At 71.7% G+C, this 16,359-nt stretch carries 15 protein-coding genes; 7 read left to right on the top strand and 8 right to left on the bottom strand.

Going from position 1 to position 16,359, the window contains the following annotated elements:
* The first annotated feature begins 27 nt into the window (after positions 1-27).
* Both CI785_RS05315 and CI785_RS05310 read left to right on the top strand, forming a co-directional pair.
* Complete coding sequence (locus CI785_RS05315) at positions 28-1,338, top strand: AI-2E family transporter (protein WP_105031058.1); 1,311 nt, start codon at positions 28-30, stop codon at positions 1,336-1,338.
* The gene (locus CI785_RS05310) at positions 1,331-2,302 is read left to right on the top strand and encodes a D-2-hydroxyacid dehydrogenase (RefSeq protein WP_105031057.1); all 972 of its coding nucleotides are present in this window, start codon (positions 1,331-1,333) and stop codon (positions 2,300-2,302) included. Before CI785_RS05315 ends, CI785_RS05310 begins: the two co-directional genes overlap by 8 nt.
* A gap of 5 nt (positions 2,303-2,307) precedes the next feature.
* On the opposite strand, the gene CI785_RS05305 is transcribed toward CI785_RS05310, so the two are convergent.
* On the bottom strand, positions 2,308-2,697 hold the full coding sequence (locus tag CI785_RS05305) for a VOC family protein (RefSeq protein WP_105031056.1): 390 nt from the start codon (positions 2,695-2,697) through the stop codon (positions 2,308-2,310).
* Positions 2,698-2,750: 53 nt separating this feature from the next.
* Between CI785_RS05305 and CI785_RS05300 the strand changes: the two genes are divergently transcribed.
* Both CI785_RS05300 and CI785_RS05295 read left to right on the top strand, forming a co-directional pair.
* Positions 2,751-3,467, top strand: coding sequence for a VOC family protein (locus CI785_RS05300; protein ID WP_205753566.1), 717 nt, complete (start codon positions 2,751-2,753; stop codon positions 3,465-3,467).
* 72 nt (positions 3,468-3,539) lie between these two features.
* Positions 3,540-4,790 carry a glycosyltransferase 87 family protein gene (locus tag CI785_RS05295; protein ID WP_105031055.1) on the top strand — a complete coding sequence of 417 codons (1,251 nt, stop codon included), beginning with the start codon at positions 3,540-3,542 and terminating at the stop codon, positions 4,788-4,790.
* Here the strand turns inward: CI785_RS05295 and CI785_RS05290 are convergent.
* The 4 genes from CI785_RS05290 to CI785_RS05275 all read right to left on the bottom strand — a co-directional run bounded on the left by CI785_RS05290 (position 4,777) and on the right by CI785_RS05275 (position 9,574).
* Positions 4,777-5,622 (bottom strand): NAD-dependent epimerase/dehydratase family protein, encoded by an 846-nt coding sequence (locus tag CI785_RS05290; RefSeq protein ID WP_105031054.1) that lies wholly within the window; start codon positions 5,620-5,622, stop codon positions 4,777-4,779. The two genes, CI785_RS05295 and CI785_RS05290, sit on opposite strands and share 14 nt — an antisense overlap.
* Positions 5,623-5,692: 70 nt before the next feature.
* Complete coding sequence (glsA, locus tag CI785_RS05285; RefSeq protein WP_105031053.1) at positions 5,693-7,507, bottom strand: glutaminase A; 1,815 nt, start codon at positions 7,505-7,507, stop codon at positions 5,693-5,695.
* Positions 7,508-7,549: 42 nt separating this feature from the next.
* Positions 7,550-8,047 (bottom strand): hypothetical protein, encoded by a 498-nt coding sequence (locus CI785_RS05280; protein WP_157940166.1) that lies wholly within the window; start codon positions 8,045-8,047, stop codon positions 7,550-7,552.
* Between the two features lie 75 nt (positions 8,048-8,122).
* The gene (locus CI785_RS05275) at positions 8,123-9,574 is read right to left on the bottom strand and encodes an APC family permease (RefSeq protein ID WP_105031051.1); all 1,452 of its coding nucleotides are present in this window, start codon (positions 9,572-9,574) and stop codon (positions 8,123-8,125) included.
* A gap of 98 nt (positions 9,575-9,672) precedes the next feature.
* Between CI785_RS05275 and CI785_RS05270 the strand changes: the two genes are divergently transcribed.
* Complete coding sequence (locus tag CI785_RS05270; RefSeq protein WP_157940165.1) at positions 9,673-10,344, top strand: pentapeptide repeat-containing protein; 672 nt, start codon at positions 9,673-9,675, stop codon at positions 10,342-10,344.
* Between the two features lie 86 nt (positions 10,345-10,430).
* Here the strand turns inward: CI785_RS05270 and CI785_RS05265 are convergent, their stop codons facing one another.
* A complete protein-coding gene (locus tag CI785_RS05265) occupies positions 10,431-11,792 on the bottom strand; it encodes a CPBP family intramembrane glutamic endopeptidase (RefSeq protein WP_105031049.1) in 1,362 nt (453 codons plus the stop codon).
* A 4-nt stretch (positions 11,793-11,796) separates the two neighbouring features.
* Positions 11,797-12,522: a YoaK family protein gene (locus CI785_RS05260; RefSeq protein ID WP_105031048.1), complete on the bottom strand. Its 726-nt coding sequence runs from the start codon at positions 12,520-12,522 to the stop codon at positions 11,797-11,799.
* Positions 12,523-12,630: 108 nt separating this feature from the next.
* On the opposite strand from CI785_RS05260, the gene CI785_RS05255 reads away from it, so the two are divergent.
* Both CI785_RS05255 and CI785_RS05250 read left to right on the top strand, forming a co-directional pair.
* Positions 12,631-14,379: a gamma-glutamyltransferase family protein gene (locus CI785_RS05255; RefSeq protein ID WP_105031289.1), complete on the top strand. Its 1,749-nt coding sequence runs from the start codon at positions 12,631-12,633 to the stop codon at positions 14,377-14,379.
* A complete protein-coding gene (locus CI785_RS05250) occupies positions 14,379-15,101 on the top strand; it encodes a GntR family transcriptional regulator (protein WP_105031047.1) in 723 nt (240 codons plus the stop codon). The genes CI785_RS05255 and CI785_RS05250 overlap by 1 nt, the downstream gene beginning before the upstream one ends.
* Here CI785_RS05250 and CI785_RS05245 read toward each other — a convergent pair.
* Complete coding sequence (locus tag CI785_RS05245) at positions 15,073-16,329, bottom strand: phospholipase D-like domain-containing protein (protein ID WP_105031046.1); 1,257 nt, start codon at positions 16,327-16,329, stop codon at positions 15,073-15,075. The two genes, CI785_RS05250 and CI785_RS05245, sit on opposite strands and share 29 nt — an antisense overlap.
* Positions 16,330-16,359: the final 30 nt, after the last annotated feature.

Genomic DNA, 16,359 nt, shown 5'->3' with positions numbered 1-16,359 from the left:
CCCTGAAGACTAGGGCAGGATGGCTGTGTGACACGCGAAGAGTCCGGCAATCCGGACGACCAGACCTCCGCCGCACGTCCCGGGAAGCGGTGGCGGCCCCGGGCGGTCCCGGCCGCGCAGCCGCACGGCTCCTCGGTGGCCCGCCGGTTCCGGCCGCACGCCTTCGCCGACGGACTCAGGGTGAGCGCGGTGTGGACGGCCCGCAGCATCATCGTCCTCGCAGGGCTCGTCATCCTCTGGTACGTGACCGGGATGCTGTGGTCCATCGTCCTGCCCACGCTGTTCGCGCTGCTCCTCGCCTCGGTCCTCTGGCCGGTCAACCGGTTCCTGCGCAGAGGGCTGCCGAAGGTGCTCGCCGCCCTCGTGACGCTGTTCGGATTCCTCGGAGCCGTCGCCGGGATCGGCGCGCTGACCGTCCCGGCCATCGCGAGCGGCGTCGCAGACCTCTCGAGCCTGGCACGGGACAACGTCGCGGACCTGGCGGCCTTCGTGGCCGGTCCGCCGCTGAACCTCGACGCGGCGAACCTCGACGGCATCGTGGATACGGGCCTGGCCCAGCTGCAGGCGAACGTCGGGAACGTCGTCTCCGGTATCACGGCGGGACTGGGCGAGCTGACCTCGGGGACCGTCGTGGTGCTGCTCGCACTGGTCTTCACGTTCTTCTGCCTGAAGGACGGCGACCGCTTCCTGCCGTGGGCGTCCCGCTGGACCAACTCCGCCGCGTTCGCCCACGCCTCGACGATCGCCGGGGGCACCTGGAAGACGCTGTCCTCCTACATCTTCGCGCAGGCCACCGTGGCGCTCGTGGACGCCGTGTTCATCGGTCTGGGCCTCGTGCTGCTGGACATCCCGCTCGCCATCCCCCTGGCCGTGCTCGTGTTCTTCTCCGCATTCATCCCCGTGGTCGGGGCCATCGTGTCCGGGCTCGTGGCGACGCTCGTCGCGTTCCTCGCCTACGGCTGGGTGACGGCTCTGATCGTCCTCGGCCTGGTGGTGCTCGTGCAACAGCTCGAGAGCAACTTCATCCAGCCCCTGCTCGTGGGCCGCACGCTCGAGATCCACCCCGCCGTCGTCCTGGCATCCGTCACCGTGGGCGGTACGCTCTTCGGCGTCATCGGAGCGTTCCTCGCCGTGCCGACGACGGCCGTGGCGATCGTGCTCCTGCGCTACCTGCGGGACCTGTCCATCGAGAACCGCCCGGAGACCGGCGTGGCCTCCGGCAACCCCGAGGCGGTACCGGCCGGGGCCGCCGCTGCCGGGGGAACCGACGGAGCGGCCACGGACGCACCTGCCGAACCCGGACCCGTGGGCCACCGGGCGGAGCAGCCCGGTGACTAGGCGCCCCGTGATCGCCGTGCTCGAGGGGACCCGGCCCGTGCGGGGGCTCGAGCGGATCGAGGAACTGGCCGAGGTGCGGGTGACGCAGGCGGACGGGCTCGCCGCGGCGCTCGACGGCGCGGAGGTCCTTTACCTGTGGGACTACTTCTCCGGCGCACTGCCCGCCGCGTGGCACGCCGCCGGCTCACTGCGCTGGCTCCACGTCGCCGCCGCGGGCGTGGACAAACTGCTGTTCCCCGCGCTGGCGGCCTCCGACGTCGTCGTGACCAACGCGCACGGTGTCTTCGACCGGCCGATGGCCGAGTACGTGCTGGGCGCCATGCTGTACTCCGCCAAGGGGTTCGGCCCCTTGAGGGACCAGCAGCTCGAGGCGCGCTGGGCCTGGCGGGAGGGCCGCAACATCGCCGGCAGCACCGCCCTGGTGGTGGGGACCGGCAGCATCGGCCGCTGCACGGCGCGGCTCCTGCGGGCCGTCGGGGTGCGCGTGGAGGGCGCCGGGCGCACTGCACGGGAGGACGACGACGACTTCGGGCGGGTGCACGCGGCCGCGGACCTGGCACGCGTGGCCGGCGCGTTCGACTACGTCATCCTCCTGGCCCCGCTGACGCCCGCCACCGAGAACCTCGTGAGCGCCGAGGTCATCGGCGCGCTGAAGGCCGGGGCCGTGCTCATCAACGCCGGGCGCGGGCGGCTCGTGGACGAGGCCGCCCTCGTGGCCCGCCTCAGCGCCGGGACGCTCGCCGGGGCGGTGCTGGACACGTTCGCCGTCGAGCCGCTGCCGCGGGAGCACCCGCTGTGGTCGCTGCCCTCGGTGCTCGTCACGCCCCACATGGCCAGCAACGCCGACTCCTGGCCGGACGACCTCGCGGCCCAGTTCGAGCGGAACCTCCTGCTGTGGCTGGACGGGCGGCCGCTGCCCGGCGTCGTCGACAAGGCGCTGGGGTACGTACCCTCGAACGGCTGATCCGCCTACGCGGGAGCCTGGATGACGAGCAGCATCGTGCCCTCGGGGTCGCGGACGTACGCCACGGTCTCGCCCCACGGCATCGGCGCCGGCTGCAACGGTACCTCCGCACCCGCCTCCCGGGCTGCGGAGACGACGGCGGGGAGGTCGTCCACGTACAGGCACACGTCCACTGCGTGGCCGGTGGCGGGCCGGGGCGTCGCGCCGTACAGCGCCGGCTCGGTGCCGGAGCCCAGGGCGAGCTGGCCGTCCCCGATCCGCAGCGTCACGTACACCGCTTCTCCCTCCTCGGGGAAGCGGTAGAGCTCGGTGGCCGAGAACACGCGCTCGTAGAAGGCGACCGTCCGCGCCAGCCCGCTGCAGTTGATGATCGGGAACACCTCGCGTCGCAGCATCGCTTCAGGCTACGCCCATGGACCGCGGGCCCCTCGGGGTGCAGCATTGATGCGTGGCCGGCGAACGCATGTACCCGATCCTGACGGTCCCCGACCTCGACGAGGCCATCCGGTTCTACGAGGACCTGGGCTTCCGGCGCACCTACCGGCAGGTGCGCCCGAATCCGCACGCCGTCGTCGAACTCGAGGACATCGGCATCCACCTCTCCGCGGTGCCCGGCATCGACCCCGCCGCGTCCCTGGGCAGCGTGATCATCACCGTCCCGGACGCGGAGGCCCTGTATCGGACGTTCGCCGACGGGCTCCGACGCACCCGCGGGCGGATCCCCTCCGCGGGCATCCCGCGCCTGCTGCGCCCCCGGCGCAAACAGGGGACCACGAGCGGGTTCAGCGTGGTCGACGTCGGCGGCAACTGGCTGCGCATCTCACGGATCGGCGACACCGAGGACGACGGACCCGAGCGGGTCACGGGCCTGGCCCGGGTCCTGGAGGTGGCCGCCCGGCAGGGGGACGCCCGCGGGGACCATCGCGTGGCCCTCGACGTCCTCGACCGCGGTCTCGCCCGCCACCCCGAGGCGCCCGCCGCCGATCGGGTACGGGCCGGGCTGTACCGCGCGGAGCTCCTGGCCCGACTCGGCGACCACGCACTCGCCCGGGCCGCCCTCGAGCGCGCCGAGTCCCTGGTCGGCGCGACGGAGGCCGCAGCGCTCGCCGAGGACGTCGCTCACGCCCGGGAGGTCCTGGCCGGCGCGGAGCCCGGGGCACCCTAGGGAATTGGCGCCCGCCGCGCGACGGGTGAGACACTGGCGGCTGCCGCCATCCACGCCGACCAGGAGCCACCCGTGCGCATCCGCCTGCCCCGACCGGAGACGCGCAACACTGCCCGCTCGGTCTGGTTGTTCTACGGCCTCGTCCACGTCGGGTTCCTCGCGCGGCTGGTGCCCTTCATCCTCGGCGGCGGCGTGCTCAGCGACGTCCGCTTCTACCGGGAATGGGCGTACCTCGCCCTCGACGGCGGCACCTGGCAAGGCATCGACACGGCCTGGGTGTACCCGGTGGGTGCGCTGGCCCCCATGGTCCTCGCCACCGTGTTCGGCCCCTCCCTCTACCAGTTCACCTGGTTCCTGCTCTTCGCCGGGCTCAACGCCGTCGGCACGGCCGCCCTGGTGCGGCGCGGGACGCCGTCGTCGTTCACCGCCGCCTACTGGTGGCTGGCGGCCACGGCGCTGCTCGGGCCGGTGGCCGTGGGCAGGATCGACGGCCTGACGGCGCCGCTGGTCATCACGGCGCTGCTGCTGGTCGGCGCGCGCCCGTTCGCCGCGTCCCTCCTCCTCAGCGCCGCCACGTGGATGAAGGTGTGGCCGGCCGCCGTCGTGCTCGCGGCGCTCGTGGTCGTCCGGACGGGGAGACTGCGCATCCTCGGCGCCGGGGCAGCCCTCACCGCCGGGATCGCAGGCGTGGTCGCGGTCTTCGGCGACCTCCGCAACCTCACGGGTTTCCTCAGCGCCCAGGGGGCGCGCGGCATGCAGCTCGAGGCGCCGCTCAGCACACCGGGGGTGTGGCAGGCGATCACGGGGAAGTCGGGCGCCTACTTCTTCGAGGACGAGGTCATCAACACCATGGAGGTCCGGGGTGCGCTGAGCGGGCTCGTGGGGGACCTGATGACGCCGCTACTGGTGCTCACCGTGGTGCTGGTCGCCGCGTTCCTCGCGATCGCGCTGCATCGCGGCGCGCAGGCCGGCGCCCTGCTGGCCGCGGGATCACTCGCCCTCGTGAGCACCCTCGTGGTGTTCAACAAGGTGGGCTCCCCGCAGTTCATGCTGTGGATCGCGGCCGTGATCGCCGCGGGCCTCGTGCTCGACCGGGCAGCCGAGTGGCGCTACCCGGCGCTCGCGATGCTGGCGACCGCCGGCCTCACCACCCTCGTGTACCCCGTGTTCTACGACGCCCTGCGCTACGAGCTCAGCCCCGCCGTCGCCGTCCTGCTCACGCTGCGCAACCTGCTCGTGGTGAGCATCTTCGTCTGGTCGCTCGTGCGGCTGGGGCGCCTGACGGCCCGGGCCCGCACCGCCGTCGCAGCTACGGGTGCCTGACGCCCTTCCCCGCGAGGACGGCCCGGTACCCCTCCCGGTACGTCGGGTAGGTGAAGGAGAACCCCGTGGAGCGCAGCAGGCCGCTGTCCATGCGGCGCGCGCCGCCGCGCGTGGAGCCGGCCTCGCCACGCGGCGGCTCGGGCAGCCCGAGTTCGGCGGCGAGGAACGCCAGCACCTCCGCGAGGTCCACCGGCAGTTCGTCGCTGCCGAGGTAGATGGGGGCGGGGGACCCGACCGCGGTCACGAGATGCACGATCGCCGCCGCGGCATCGTCGCGATGGATCCTGTTGGTCCACTGCGGAGCCGCCGGCAGCACCGCGGTACCGGAGGTCACCTGGTCGATCAGGCGCGTCCGTCCCGGCCCGTAGATCCCGGAGAGCCTCAGGACGATGCCGTGCTCCGAGCGGTCCAGGAGCACCTGCTCGGCCTCGCGGATCAGGCGCGCGGTCGGTGCGCTGCTCTCCGCCGGTGACCCCTCGGTGACGAGGGCGCCGCCGAAGTCGCCGTACACCGCGGTGGAGGAGACGAACAGGACCCGCCGCGGGGAGACGCCGTCGCGCTCGAGGGCGTCGAGCACGTTGCGTGTCGCGTCCACGTAGGCGCTGCGGTACGCGGCCTCGCTGCGCTCCCCGGCCGCGGTGGCGATCACGACGACGTCGGTGTCCCGCGGCACGGCCGGCAGCTGCTGCGTCAGGTCCGCGGCCACGCCCTCGATGCCCTCCGGCAGGCGCCCGGGGGAGCGGCGCCAACCGACCACGCGCTCGCCGCGGGCGGCCAGCCGCAGTCCCACCTCGGTCCCGAGGTCGCCGCAGCCCGCTATCAGCACCGTCATCGCGGCTCCCGTCCTCCCGGCGGCCCGATCGGCCACGTCCGTCGCCAGTCTATGGGCGGCGGGGTCCCCGCTAGTCGCGGATCCGCACCGCGGTCTCCCGCAGGTACAGGTCCACGCGCGTGTAGGCATCCCGCGTCAGCGCCTTCCACAGTTCGACGCCGAGCCGCGGGTCCTCCCGCTCGATCGTCTCGATGGCCCGCGCCGTCAGCACCTTCACGTGCACGTCCTCGAGGGCCTTCACCGTGGTCTCCTGGCGGTTGTCGCTGCCGAGGGCCAGCTCGCCGAACGTCATGCCGGCGCTCAGGGTGGTCAGCTTGAGGCGCTCGCCGGTGGGCCCGGGCACCGACGTGACGATCCTGCCGGAGAGGATGAAGTACACGCCGCCGAAGCTCTGCCCCACGCGCCGCACCACGTGACCCTTCTCGTAGCTGCGGTCCTCCATCCGCAGCGTCAGGGCTGCCACGTCCTCGTCCGTGAGGGGGCCGAGGGCCGGGCACTGCGCCACCTCGACCTCCGCGGGGAGCATGATGTCCCCGCCGTAGCGGGTGATGAGTTCGTTCTCGCACCATTCGACGGCGGCGGTGCGCGTGTCGAAGGTGGGCACGGGCCGGTCGACGTCCTTGAAGGTCTCCGCGAGGGTGCCCTCGCCGTCGATGAGCACGAGGTCGCAGTCCACGACGGACAGGTTCTCGCGCACCTCGCCCAGCAGTCGCAGGGAGACGTCGGCCACCTCGTCGACGCGGCGCAGGTCGAGGATCACGAAGTCGACGTCGTCGTCGAGCCCGCTCAGCTCGCGCACCATGGACTCGGTGCCCGCGAACAGGAGGTCGCCGTTGAGCTCGATCACCATGGCCTGGTGCCCGTGCTCACGCAGGACGTCCATGGCCTCGTCGGTCCGCCGGATGCCCGACGGCGCCGCGAGGATGTCGTAGGTGGCGCGGATGGCCGACTTCCCGGCCCGGGCGGCCCGCACGAAGTGCAGCTCCATGTCCCGGGACAGGCGCTGGCTCGCGGCCATCCCGCGCACGCTGCTGCCGTGCTCGTCCAGGGGCGGCGAGTAGATGGCGAGGCCCACCTGGCCCGGCAGGACCGCGATGGTCCCGCCGCCCACGCCGCTCTTGGCGGGCATGCCCACGGTGCTGATCCAGGAGCCGGCGTCGTCGTACATCCCGCACGTGGTCATCACGGACAGCACCCGTTCGACGGCGAGCAGGTCCATCACCTCCACGCCGGTGAGCGGGTTGCGCCCGGAGTTCGCGAGCGTGGCCGCCATGACCGAGAGGTCGATGCAGTTGACCTTCACGGAGCACTGCCGGAAGTAGTCCTCGATCACCGGGGTGGGATCGTCCTCGATGATGTCGAAGGACCGCAGCAGGTACGCCAGTGCGCGGTTGCGGTGCCCGTGCTCCAGTTCCGAGCGGAAGATCTCCTCGTCGACGCCGAGCTGGCGTCCCGCGAACTGCGAGTAGGTGCCGAGGATGCGCTTGAAGCGCGTGTTGCCGCCGCGCGACCGGACGAGGGAGGTGGCCGTGAGCGCGCCGGCGTTGATCATCGCGTTGGAGGGACGGCCGCTGCCGGGTGCGAGCGAGATCTCGTTGAAGGTGTCCCCGGAGGGTTCCACGTCCACCTTCGCGTCCACGGCCTCCATGCCGAGATCGGCGAGCGCCAGCCCGTACGTGAAGGGCTTGGAGATGGACTGGATGGTGAATTCCTCGCGCGTGTCACCCACCTCGTACATGTATCCGTCCACGGTAGTCAGGCAGATGCCGAAGTTGTCGGGGTCGACGTTCGCCATGGCGGGGATGGTGCTGTAGGGCTTGCCGTCCCTGAGATCGGAGATCTCCCGGTGGATGGTCCGCAGGTAGCTCTCGATCGGTGATTCCATGCTCTCCACCCTACGGGGCGGGAGGGTGGCGGGAATCGTCGGTCAGCGGTGGCCGAGCGTGTGGCGGATCGACAGCACGAAGAGCTGGGCGACGGCGGTGGAGACGCCGAGGAGCAGCAGGACCGGGGCGGCCAGGCTCGTGTAGTTGTACCAGGGGTTGACGTAGCCGCCACCCGTCTGCGCGGTGTTCATGGCTTCCAGGTACTGCCGCTCGTACAGGATGGGAGCCAGGAGGAAGAACATCCCGGACGCCACGAGGACGCCTGCGAGGATCCATACCCACCGGTCGTAGGGGTTGCGCGGAGCCCGGTGATCCTGCCTCGTGGGGGTTTCCGGGACCACCTCGCGGATCGCCGAGGGGTCCGCGGCCGCCTCCGGCACCGGCAGGGCGGGAGCCTGCGGTGCCGCAGGCTCCACCCGGTGCGACGCCGGGGACGCCGGGGACGCCGGGGACGCCGGGGACGTCTCCGCGCCGCCGCCGCGCTGGTAGATGCCGTCGTAGCGCGGGTCGTAGGTGGACTGCAGGCGATCACTGCTCATCGGTTCTCCTCCCCCTGGCTGAACTGCTCCCCAGTAAACCACGGTGTCCGGGGCGATCCTCCGATGGTCGGGCCGTCAGCGGCGCTGCGCGAGACGGTCGAGCAGCCGCTCCTCGGCGTCGTGCCCCGGTGCCACCCCGCGCGGGATGCGCAGCAGGAACACGATCCCGAGGACCCACCACAGGCCGAACAGGATCCACGGGGGCGGTGTCAGGGCCGCGGGCATCCCCGGCAGGTAGAGGCTCAGCAGCCCCACGCAGAGAACCACGGCGATCCAGCCGATCACGGTCCCTCCGCTGCCTGCTCCGCCGACGCGCAGGGGACGGTCCATGTTCGGTTCGCGCCGGCGGAGGATCACGAAGACGAGCGCCACGAGGATGTAGGCGAGCACGATGCTCGGTGCGCCGGAGTCCACCAGCCAGCCGAGCATCTGCGTGCCGAAGAACGGGGCCGCGAACGACAGGGCGCCGATGAAGATCAGGGCGTTCACCGGCGTCCGGTAACGGGGGTGCAGCACACCGAACCAGCGGGGGAGCATCCCGGAGCGGGACATGGAGTACATGAGGCGGGACGCGCCCAGCAGCAGCGAGTTCCAGGAGGTGAGGATTCCCGCGATCCCGCCTGCTATGAGGATGTTCGCCATGATGTCGGTGCCGAACATAGCACCCATGGCGTCCGCGGTCGCGATGTCCGCGGTGGCGAGCTCGTCCGCGGGCATGGCGGAGGACGTCGTCAGAATGGTCATCACGTACCAGATGGTCGCGAGGACGACGGCGACGACCACGAGCCGGCCGATCTGCCGGGCGGGGATGTCCACCTCCTCCGCGGACTGCGGGATGACGTCGAAACCGACGAACAGGAACGGCACCACCACGAGGACGGCGAAGAAGCCCGCGGACCCGCCCGTGAAGAAGGGCTGCATGTTCGCCGTCGAACCACCCGTGAAGCTGCCGACGACCAGGATCAGCCCGATGACCAGCAGGAACACGACCACGAAGGTCTGCGCGGTGCCGGCGATCTTGACGCCGCGGATGTTGATCAGCGTGATCACGACGGCCGCGACGGCGCCGATGAGCGCCCAGGTGAGGTGTACCTCGTCCCCGGCGACGGTCCAGAGGGGAATGCGGCTGAGGCCCGGGAAGATGTATTCGGCGGTTCGCGGCAGCGCCACGGCCTCGAAGGCGACGATCGTCACGTAGCCGCCGGTGATGGCCCAGGATCCGATGAAGGACCAGTGCGGGCCCATGCCCCTGAGCAGGAAGTTGTGCTCACCGCCCGCCTTCGGCATCGCCGCCGTCAGCTCCGCGTAGGTCAGGCCGACGACGCCCATGATCACGCCGCCGGTGATCATCGCGAGGACGGCGCCGCCGGTACCCGCGGAAGCGATCCAGCCGCCGGTGAGGACCACCCACCCGAAGCCGATCATCGCTCCGAACCCGAGGGCGAGGGCATCCCAGTTCCCCAGGACCTTGAGGAGGGAGGCCTCCTGTCCGCCCTCGGGGCCCGGCGTGCTGTCCGATGTCTTCATGGCGACTCCCATCCTCGTGCGGTACAGGGGGTGCCCACTGTAGGGGATGGATGATGGAAGGTGAACCGTTCGACTCCGGCGGATGGTTTGATGAAGTAATGCCACGGCCACCAGCACGCAGCACGACCACCGCACCGCGCCTGTCCCTCAGGGCTCCGCGGGGTGCGACCCTCGTGGCGGAGCCCCGCCTGCTCGACGGCGACCATCGCGAAGGTGAGCGCTACGAGCGCGCGGATCTGGACGGTGGGGAGCTCGCCGGCATCACTCTGCAGGAGTGCGTCCTCGAGGGCGTGTCCCTGAACGACACGGACCTGCGCGGAGCCCGCTTCATCGAGTGCGCGTTCCAGGACCTCTTCGCCCCGGTCTTCCGGGCCCCGCGCAGCAGCTGGCGCGAGACGTCGCTGCGCAGTACGCGGTGGGGCTCCGCGGAGCTGTACGACAGCACGCTCGACGGCGTCCACCTCGACGGCGGGAAGCTCGACTACGTCAATCTCCGCGCTGCCCGGCTCACGGATGTCCTGGTGAGCGGCTGCATCATCGGCGAGCTGGACCTCACGGGCGTACGCGCTACGCGCCTGGCCCTGACGGACTGCACCATCGGGACGCTCACCCTCGACGGTGCGCAGCTCAGGGACACCGACCTGCGTACCAGCAGCTTCCGGGGTATCCAGGGGATCGACGGCCTGCGGGGTGTGACGGTCGACGAGTACCAGCTGCAGCTGCTGGCGCCCTTCCTCGCGGAGAGCATGGGCCTGCGGGTCGAGGGCTGAACGCCCGGCGTGTCCGGGTGCCGGTCAGTCCGCCCGGTGGCCCGCAGCCCCGGGGTGGCTCGGTCCGGCGGGGTGCGGGGTGCCGGTCAGTCCGCCCGGTGGCCCGCAGCCCCGGGGTGGCCCGGTCCGGCGGGGTGTGGGGTGCCGGAGGGATGGCCGGGACCCGCCGGGTGCGCCGGACCGGAGGGGTGGCGGTCGGTGCTGTGGTCCCGTCCGGTCCCGGGCGCAGCGGGTGCGTGCGCACCTGCGGTCGGCTGGGGCTTCGGCTGGCGATATGGTTGCGGTTGCGGTTGCGGTTGCGGTTGCGGTTGCGGTTGCGGTTCCGGTTGCGGTTCCGGCGGCGCCGTCGGGCGTGCGTACGACGGTGCCGGTGCCGTTCCTGGTGCGGGCGCATAGCGTGAGGAGTCGTACTGCGACGAATCGTAGGCACCGGACCAAGACGTGGCCGGGACCTGGAACGGGGCCCATGCCGGTCCCTGGCCTCCCACCCCGGCCTGTGCGTACACCGGCGACGGACCGACCGGCTGCAGCAGCGGCTGCGGTGCCACCGTGCGCGTGCGCTCGATCCCGCGGCGGTCCGCGAGCCGCACGATGACGGCGGCCGTCGCACCCATGGTGAGTGCCGACACGACGAGCCCGCCCACCGAGCCCTCGGAGGAGTTCACGTCCACCAGTCCCAGGGCGCCGAGCCCGAAGACGGTCATGTTGTTGATCGCGTGGGCTGCGATCGCCGCCTCCAACCCCCCGGTGCGCCAGCTGAGCCATCCGAAGACGACGGCGAAGAGCGCGACGGTGATCTGGCCGAACGGATCGTAGGTGTGGCCGAGGACGAAGAGCGGCACCGGGAGCAGGATCGCGAAGGCGGGGTGCCGCAGCCAGGTGCCGATGGCCTGCATGAGGAAGCCCCGGAACACGTACTCCTCCGCGGCAGCCTGGAACGGAACGGCCAGAAGGGTCAGGGCCAGCATGAGGGGCAGATACGTGGTGTCCTGCTGGACGGGTTCGGGCGCCGCCTCCGCAGGGAACAGGAGACCGATCCCGACCGAGACCGCGAGACCCGCCAGGGACACCGCCAGCGCGGCGCCGGCACAGACGGCGAGCCAGCGCCAGCGGATGCGCCCGGCCACGGAGGAGAGCAGGCCGATGGGCCGCGGTCCCGTGATCAGCACGGCGAGCGCCAGGGCCGGGATCATCAGGATCAGCGACACCAGGGTGAAGGCGAACGTCACCGGGTTGCCGAGGTCCAGCACGGTCAGGGCGTCGGAATAGGGCTCGATGCCGGTGGGGGAGAGGGCGGCGAGGACCACGCCGGTCACCAGGACCACCAGCACGAAGACGGTGTAGAACACGAACCCGAGCAGCGCCGTGAGCAGCGGCCTCCACCAGCGGTGCTGCGGCCACGCAAGAGCGAGGCGGTGGAATTCGTACTGCCGGTCGACCTGTTCCATGGTCCTACCGTAGTGCGGCTACCTTGGCGCTCCCTGCGATCATCTCCTCCTTGTCCCGGCGGTGGCGCAGGTGCCCGAGGAGGGTGACGACGGCGGACAGCGCCGCGGAGACCGCCACCCCGAGCCAGAGCCCCACCGTCAGGGCCAGGGCGCCCACGACGGCGCCGGCCATGATGAGCGCGATGGCCGAGGCGCGGCGGGCCCAGTGGATGCTCGTGCCGCCGGCGAGGCGCGAGTCCGAGGCGAGGCCCGTGATGGTCGACGTCACCACCACCGTGGTGATCTCGGCGACCTTCAGGCGCTTGGCCGTCGCGGCCTGGATGCCCATCACCGTGGCGAGCACCGACGTCGTGATGCTGCCCAGCACCTCGTCGGCGTGCACGTCGACCAGCGCGACGTAGACGGCGAGGGCCGTCAGACCCGCGGTCACCGCGAGGAGGGTGCTCGAGGTACGCCCGGACCAGCCCTCGGGACCCTTCCGCAGCACCCGTCCGGCGAGGGCCGCCCCCACCATGAAGAACACGAGGGCGAGCGCCGGCCGGAGGATCGGGAGTCCGTCGCCGCCTGCGAACGCCATGCCGAGGAGCACCACGTTGCCGGTCATGTTGCCCGTGAAGACGCGGTCGAGCCCCAGGTAGCCGACGGCGTCGATCACCCCCGTCGAGAACGTCAGCACGAGCATGAGCCACAGGTGGAGGCGGTCCGTGTCCACCCGGTTCTTCTTCGCCATGATCTCCCTCGGTCCCTTGCCGCGAATGTATACGAAGCATATCGTCGTACCGTGTATACCCCCCCTCCCACCTTCACCACACGGCCCACGCTCCAGGGCACCTTCGGCATGAGCGCGTCCACGCACTGGCTGGCCACCGCCTCCGCCCAGGCCGTGCTCGAGCGCGACGGCAACGCCTTCGACGCCGCCGTCGCCGGGGCGTTCGTGCTGCACGTCGTCGAACCGCACCTCAACGGACCCGGGGGCGACATGACCGGCGTGTTCGCGACCGCCGCGGATCCCGGCCGGGCGACCGTCCTCATGGGCCAGGGCCCGGCACCGGCCGCCGCCACGCGGGAGCACTACCTCGCCGAGGGTCTCGAGCTCGTCCCGGGTGCCGGCGCCCTCGCCGCCGCCGTCCCCGCCGCCGTGGACGCCTGGCTCCTCCTGCTGCGTGACCACGGGACGTGGGAGGTGGGGGAGGTGCTCGACTTCGCGATCGGGTACGCGCGGGACGGCCACCCGGTCGTGGGGCGCGTCGGGGCGACCATCGCCGCAGTCGCGGACCTCTTCACGGAGCACTGGCCTACGTCGGCGGCCCTCTGGATGCCCGAGGGCAGGCCGCCGCGCGAGGGCGAGGTGATCCGCAACGAGGCCTACGCGCGCGTCCTCGAGTCACTCGTCGGCGCGGCCGCCGACGGTGCCAGCCGCGAGGAGCGCATCGACGCCGCACGGCGCGAGTGGCGCACGGGGCTCGTGGCGCAGGCCTCCGCCGCGTTCGTGGCCGTGCCGCACCGGCACTCCTCCGGGCTCGACCACGCCGGCGTCATCACGGTCGAGGACTTCGCCGCCTTCGAGGCGGGTTACGAGGAAGCGGCCACCCTCGAGTTCCGTGGTCACACCATCGCCAAGACGGGCCCGTGGGGCCAGGGACCGGCGCTGCTGCAGACCCTCGCGATCCTCGACGGGTTCGACGACGAACGGCTCGACCCGTCCACCGCCCTCGGCGCACACACCATCCTCGAGGCGCAGAAACTCGCCATCGCGGACCGCGAGGCGTACTACGGTGACGCCGAGGTGCCCCTGGAGTACCTGCTCTCGGCCGAGTACGCCGCCGAGCGCCGCGCCCTGATCACCGACGAGGCGTCCCTGGACTTCCGGCCCGGGACCGTGCCCGGCGTCGAGCCGTTCATCCCGCCGCTGCGCACCGAGTACACGCCGCCCGCCCTCGTGGGCGGCGGCGGTTTCGCCGGAGTGGGTGAGCCCACGGTGTCCAGCAGCGGCGAGACGCGCGGCGACACGTGCCACATCGACGTGGTCGACGCGCACGGCAACATGGTGTCCGCGACGCCCAGCGGCGGGTGGCTGCAGTCCTCCCCGACCATCCCCGAGCTGGGCTTCTGCCTCGGCTCGCGGCTGCAGATGACCTGGCTGGAGGACGGCGGCCCGTCCACCCTGACGGCCGGCAAGCGCCCCCGCACCACCCTCACGCCCACGCTGATCCTCGAGGACGGCAAGACCGTCGTGGCTCTCGGCTCGCCGGGCGGCGACCAGCAGGACCAGTGGCAGCTGCTCTACATCCTCCGCACCATCGTGGGCGGATACACGCCGCAGCAGGCCATCGACGCGCCGTCACTGCACACCACCTCCATCCCCGGCTCCTTCTGGCCGCGCACCTGGGAGCCCGGGGGCGCCGTGGTGGAGGACCGGCTCGGCGAGGACGTCATCGCGGAGCTCGAACGCCGGGGCCATGTCGTCACGCGCGCGGGGGACTGGTCGCTCGGAAGGCTGTCCTCGGTGACGAAGGACCACGGGACCGGCGTGCTCTCCGCGGCCGCCAACCCGCGAGGAGCACAGGGCTATGCTGCGGGACGCTGATGGCTGACCCGGCGCCGCAGCCCGGACAGGACCCGGCGCCGCAGCGCGTCCTCGACGCCATCCGGCGGGACATCATCCTCGGTGCCCTGCGGCCCGGCGCCCGCGTGACGGAGGCGGCGCTGTCCACCGCGTACGGTGTCTCGCGCGTGCCGGTGCGGGAGGCGCTGCGTGCGCTGGAGGCGGAGGGGTTCGTCGAGTCCAGGCCCTACGCCGGCTCCACCGTGGCGGAGATCCCGCTCGACGACGCCGAGGACCTCTTCGCCGTCCGCGGCATCATCGAGGCCACCATCGCCCGCCGCGCGGCCCGGCGGGCGGCGACGCACTCCGCCGGCCAGCCGCCCGGACGCGGGTGGTGGGAGGCGCGCAGGACCCTGGCCGGCGTCCTGGACGACGGCGATCGCGCCGTAGCGGCGGACGCCCTCGCGGACCTGCCCGAGCTGAACAACCGCTTCCATCTGGGCGTCGCGTCGCTCAGCGGCAGCGCGTCCCTCGCAGCCCTGCTGCGGCAGATCTCCGGCAAGATCGAGTGGCTCTACGCGGCCGACGTGGACAGCCGCGGCAGGCACTCGTGGGGCGAGCACCGCCTGATCCTCGGGGCGATCGACGCCGGGGACGAGGCCGAGGCCGAGCGCCTGATGGCCGGGCACGTGCTCTCCTCGCAGCGTGGCTACCTCGAGCGCTTCACCCCGGGCCCTACAGGAACGGACGCAGCGGCGCGATGATCGCCTCGCTGGCGCGGGCCACGAGGTGTCGGCTGTCCCATTCCTCCCGGGTCAGCACGCGGCTGTTGGAGGAGTCCACCTCGAAGATCCTCTCCATCGTGGCCGCGAGGTCGCGGTCGAAGATCTCGAGGTTGATCTCGTAGTTGCCGGTGAGGCTCAGACGGTCGATGTTGGCCGTGCCCACCGTGCTCCACTCGCCGTCGATCGTCGCGGTCTTCGCGTGGATCATCGAGTTCTGGTACAGCAGGATCTGCACACCGGCGCCGATCAGCGAGGAGTAGAACCCGCGGGACAGCCAGTCGGAGACCACGTGGTTGGAGTCCTCGGGGAGGATCACGCGGACGTCCACACCCCGGCGGCTCGCCCGCAGCAGGGCCTCGTGGATCTGCCGGTCGGGGATGAAGTACGCGGTGGTGATGAAGATGTGCTTCTGGGCACGGTTGATCGCATCGAGGTACACGCCCCGGATGGGGAACACCAGGTTGGCCGGGATGTTGTTGACCGCGCGGATGCGGGGTTCCCAGAACGACGCGCTGAGGTCGGGCAGCTCCGGCCGGCGCGGGAAGCTGCGCAGGTTCCAGAGGCTGACGAACGCCTCGCGGAGCTCCCAGACCGACGGGCCGCGGAGCTCGAGGTGCGTGTCACGCCACTTCGTCGCGTAGAGCGAGCCGATGTTGTACCCGCCCACGAAGCCCACCTCGTCGTCGACCACGAGTACCTTGCGGTGGTCGAAGCCCGTGCCGCGGATGTTGGTGAAGATGATCGAGGGGCGGAGGACGGGGAAGCGGTAGACGTTGACGAGGGGGTGGAAGGAGTAGAAGAACGGGTTGACCACGAGGTTCGCGAAGCCGTCGTAGATGACGAAGACCTTCACGCCCCGCTCGGCGGCCCGGTTCACCGCATCGCGGAACCGTGCACCGACGTCGTCGCCCTTCCAGATGTACGTCTCGAGCAGCACCTGGTGCCGGGCGCCGTCGATGGCGGCGATCATCGCCTCGAAGAGGTCCTCACCGAACGTGTACACCGTGGTGTCCGTGGTGCCGATCCTGGTGGAGAAGGTCCCCGGCTGGGGGAAGCCGGGACGCCGGGTGCGCCGGCGCTTCTGGTAGGTGTCCACGCCCACGAGCCCGCCGATCACCACGGCCTGCGCCGCGACCACCGAGATCACCGCCCGCTTCACCGTGACGCGGGCGAATCCCATGACGGTCCGACGCTTGCTCCAGCTCATGAGCCCAGCGTATCGCCCCGTGTGCACCCG

Source organism: Arthrobacter ruber (genome assembly GCF_002954225.1).
GTDB classification, from domain to species: Bacteria; Actinomycetota; Actinomycetes; order Actinomycetales; family Micrococcaceae; genus Arthrobacter_D; species Arthrobacter_D ruber.
The sequence above is the reverse complement of the archived record's forward strand: the minus strand, read 5'-3'. Positions and strand labels throughout refer to the sequence as shown.

Bases quoted from the DNA above. Each gene is read 5' to 3' on its own strand.
- CI785_RS05305 (WP_105031056.1), bottom strand. From the start codon at position 2,697: ATGCTGCGACGCGAGGTGTTCCCGATCATCAACTGCAGCGGGCTGGCG.
- CI785_RS05290 (WP_105031054.1), bottom strand. From the start codon at position 5,622: ATGACGGTGCTGATAGCGGGCTGCGGCGACCTCGGGACCGAGGTGGGA.
- glsA (WP_105031053.1), bottom strand. From the start codon at position 7,507: ATGGAATCACCGATCGAGAGCTACCTGCGGACCATCCACCGGGAGATC.
- CI785_RS05280 (WP_157940166.1), bottom strand. From the start codon at position 8,047: ATGAGCAGTGATCGCCTGCAGTCCACCTACGACCCGCGCTACGACGGC.
- CI785_RS05275 (WP_105031051.1), bottom strand. From the start codon at position 9,574: ATGAAGACATCGGACAGCACGCCGGGCCCCGAGGGCGGACAGGAGGCC.
- CI785_RS05270 (WP_157940165.1), top strand. From the start codon at position 9,673: ATGCCACGGCCACCAGCACGCAGCACGACCACCGCACCGCGCCTGTCC.
- CI785_RS05265 (WP_105031049.1), bottom strand. From the start codon at position 11,792: ATGGAACAGGTCGACCGGCAGTACGAATTCCACCGCCTCGCTCTTGCG.
- CI785_RS05260 (WP_105031048.1), bottom strand. From the start codon at position 12,522: ATGGCGAAGAAGAACCGGGTGGACACGGACCGCCTCCACCTGTGGCTC.
- CI785_RS05255 (WP_105031289.1), top strand. From the start codon at position 12,631: ATGAGCGCGTCCACGCACTGGCTGGCCACCGCCTCCGCCCAGGCCGTG.
- CI785_RS05250 (WP_105031047.1), top strand. From the start codon at position 14,379: ATGGCTGACCCGGCGCCGCAGCCCGGACAGGACCCGGCGCCGCAGCGC.
- CI785_RS05245 (WP_105031046.1), bottom strand. From the start codon at position 16,329: ATGAGCTGGAGCAAGCGTCGGACCGTCATGGGATTCGCCCGCGTCACG.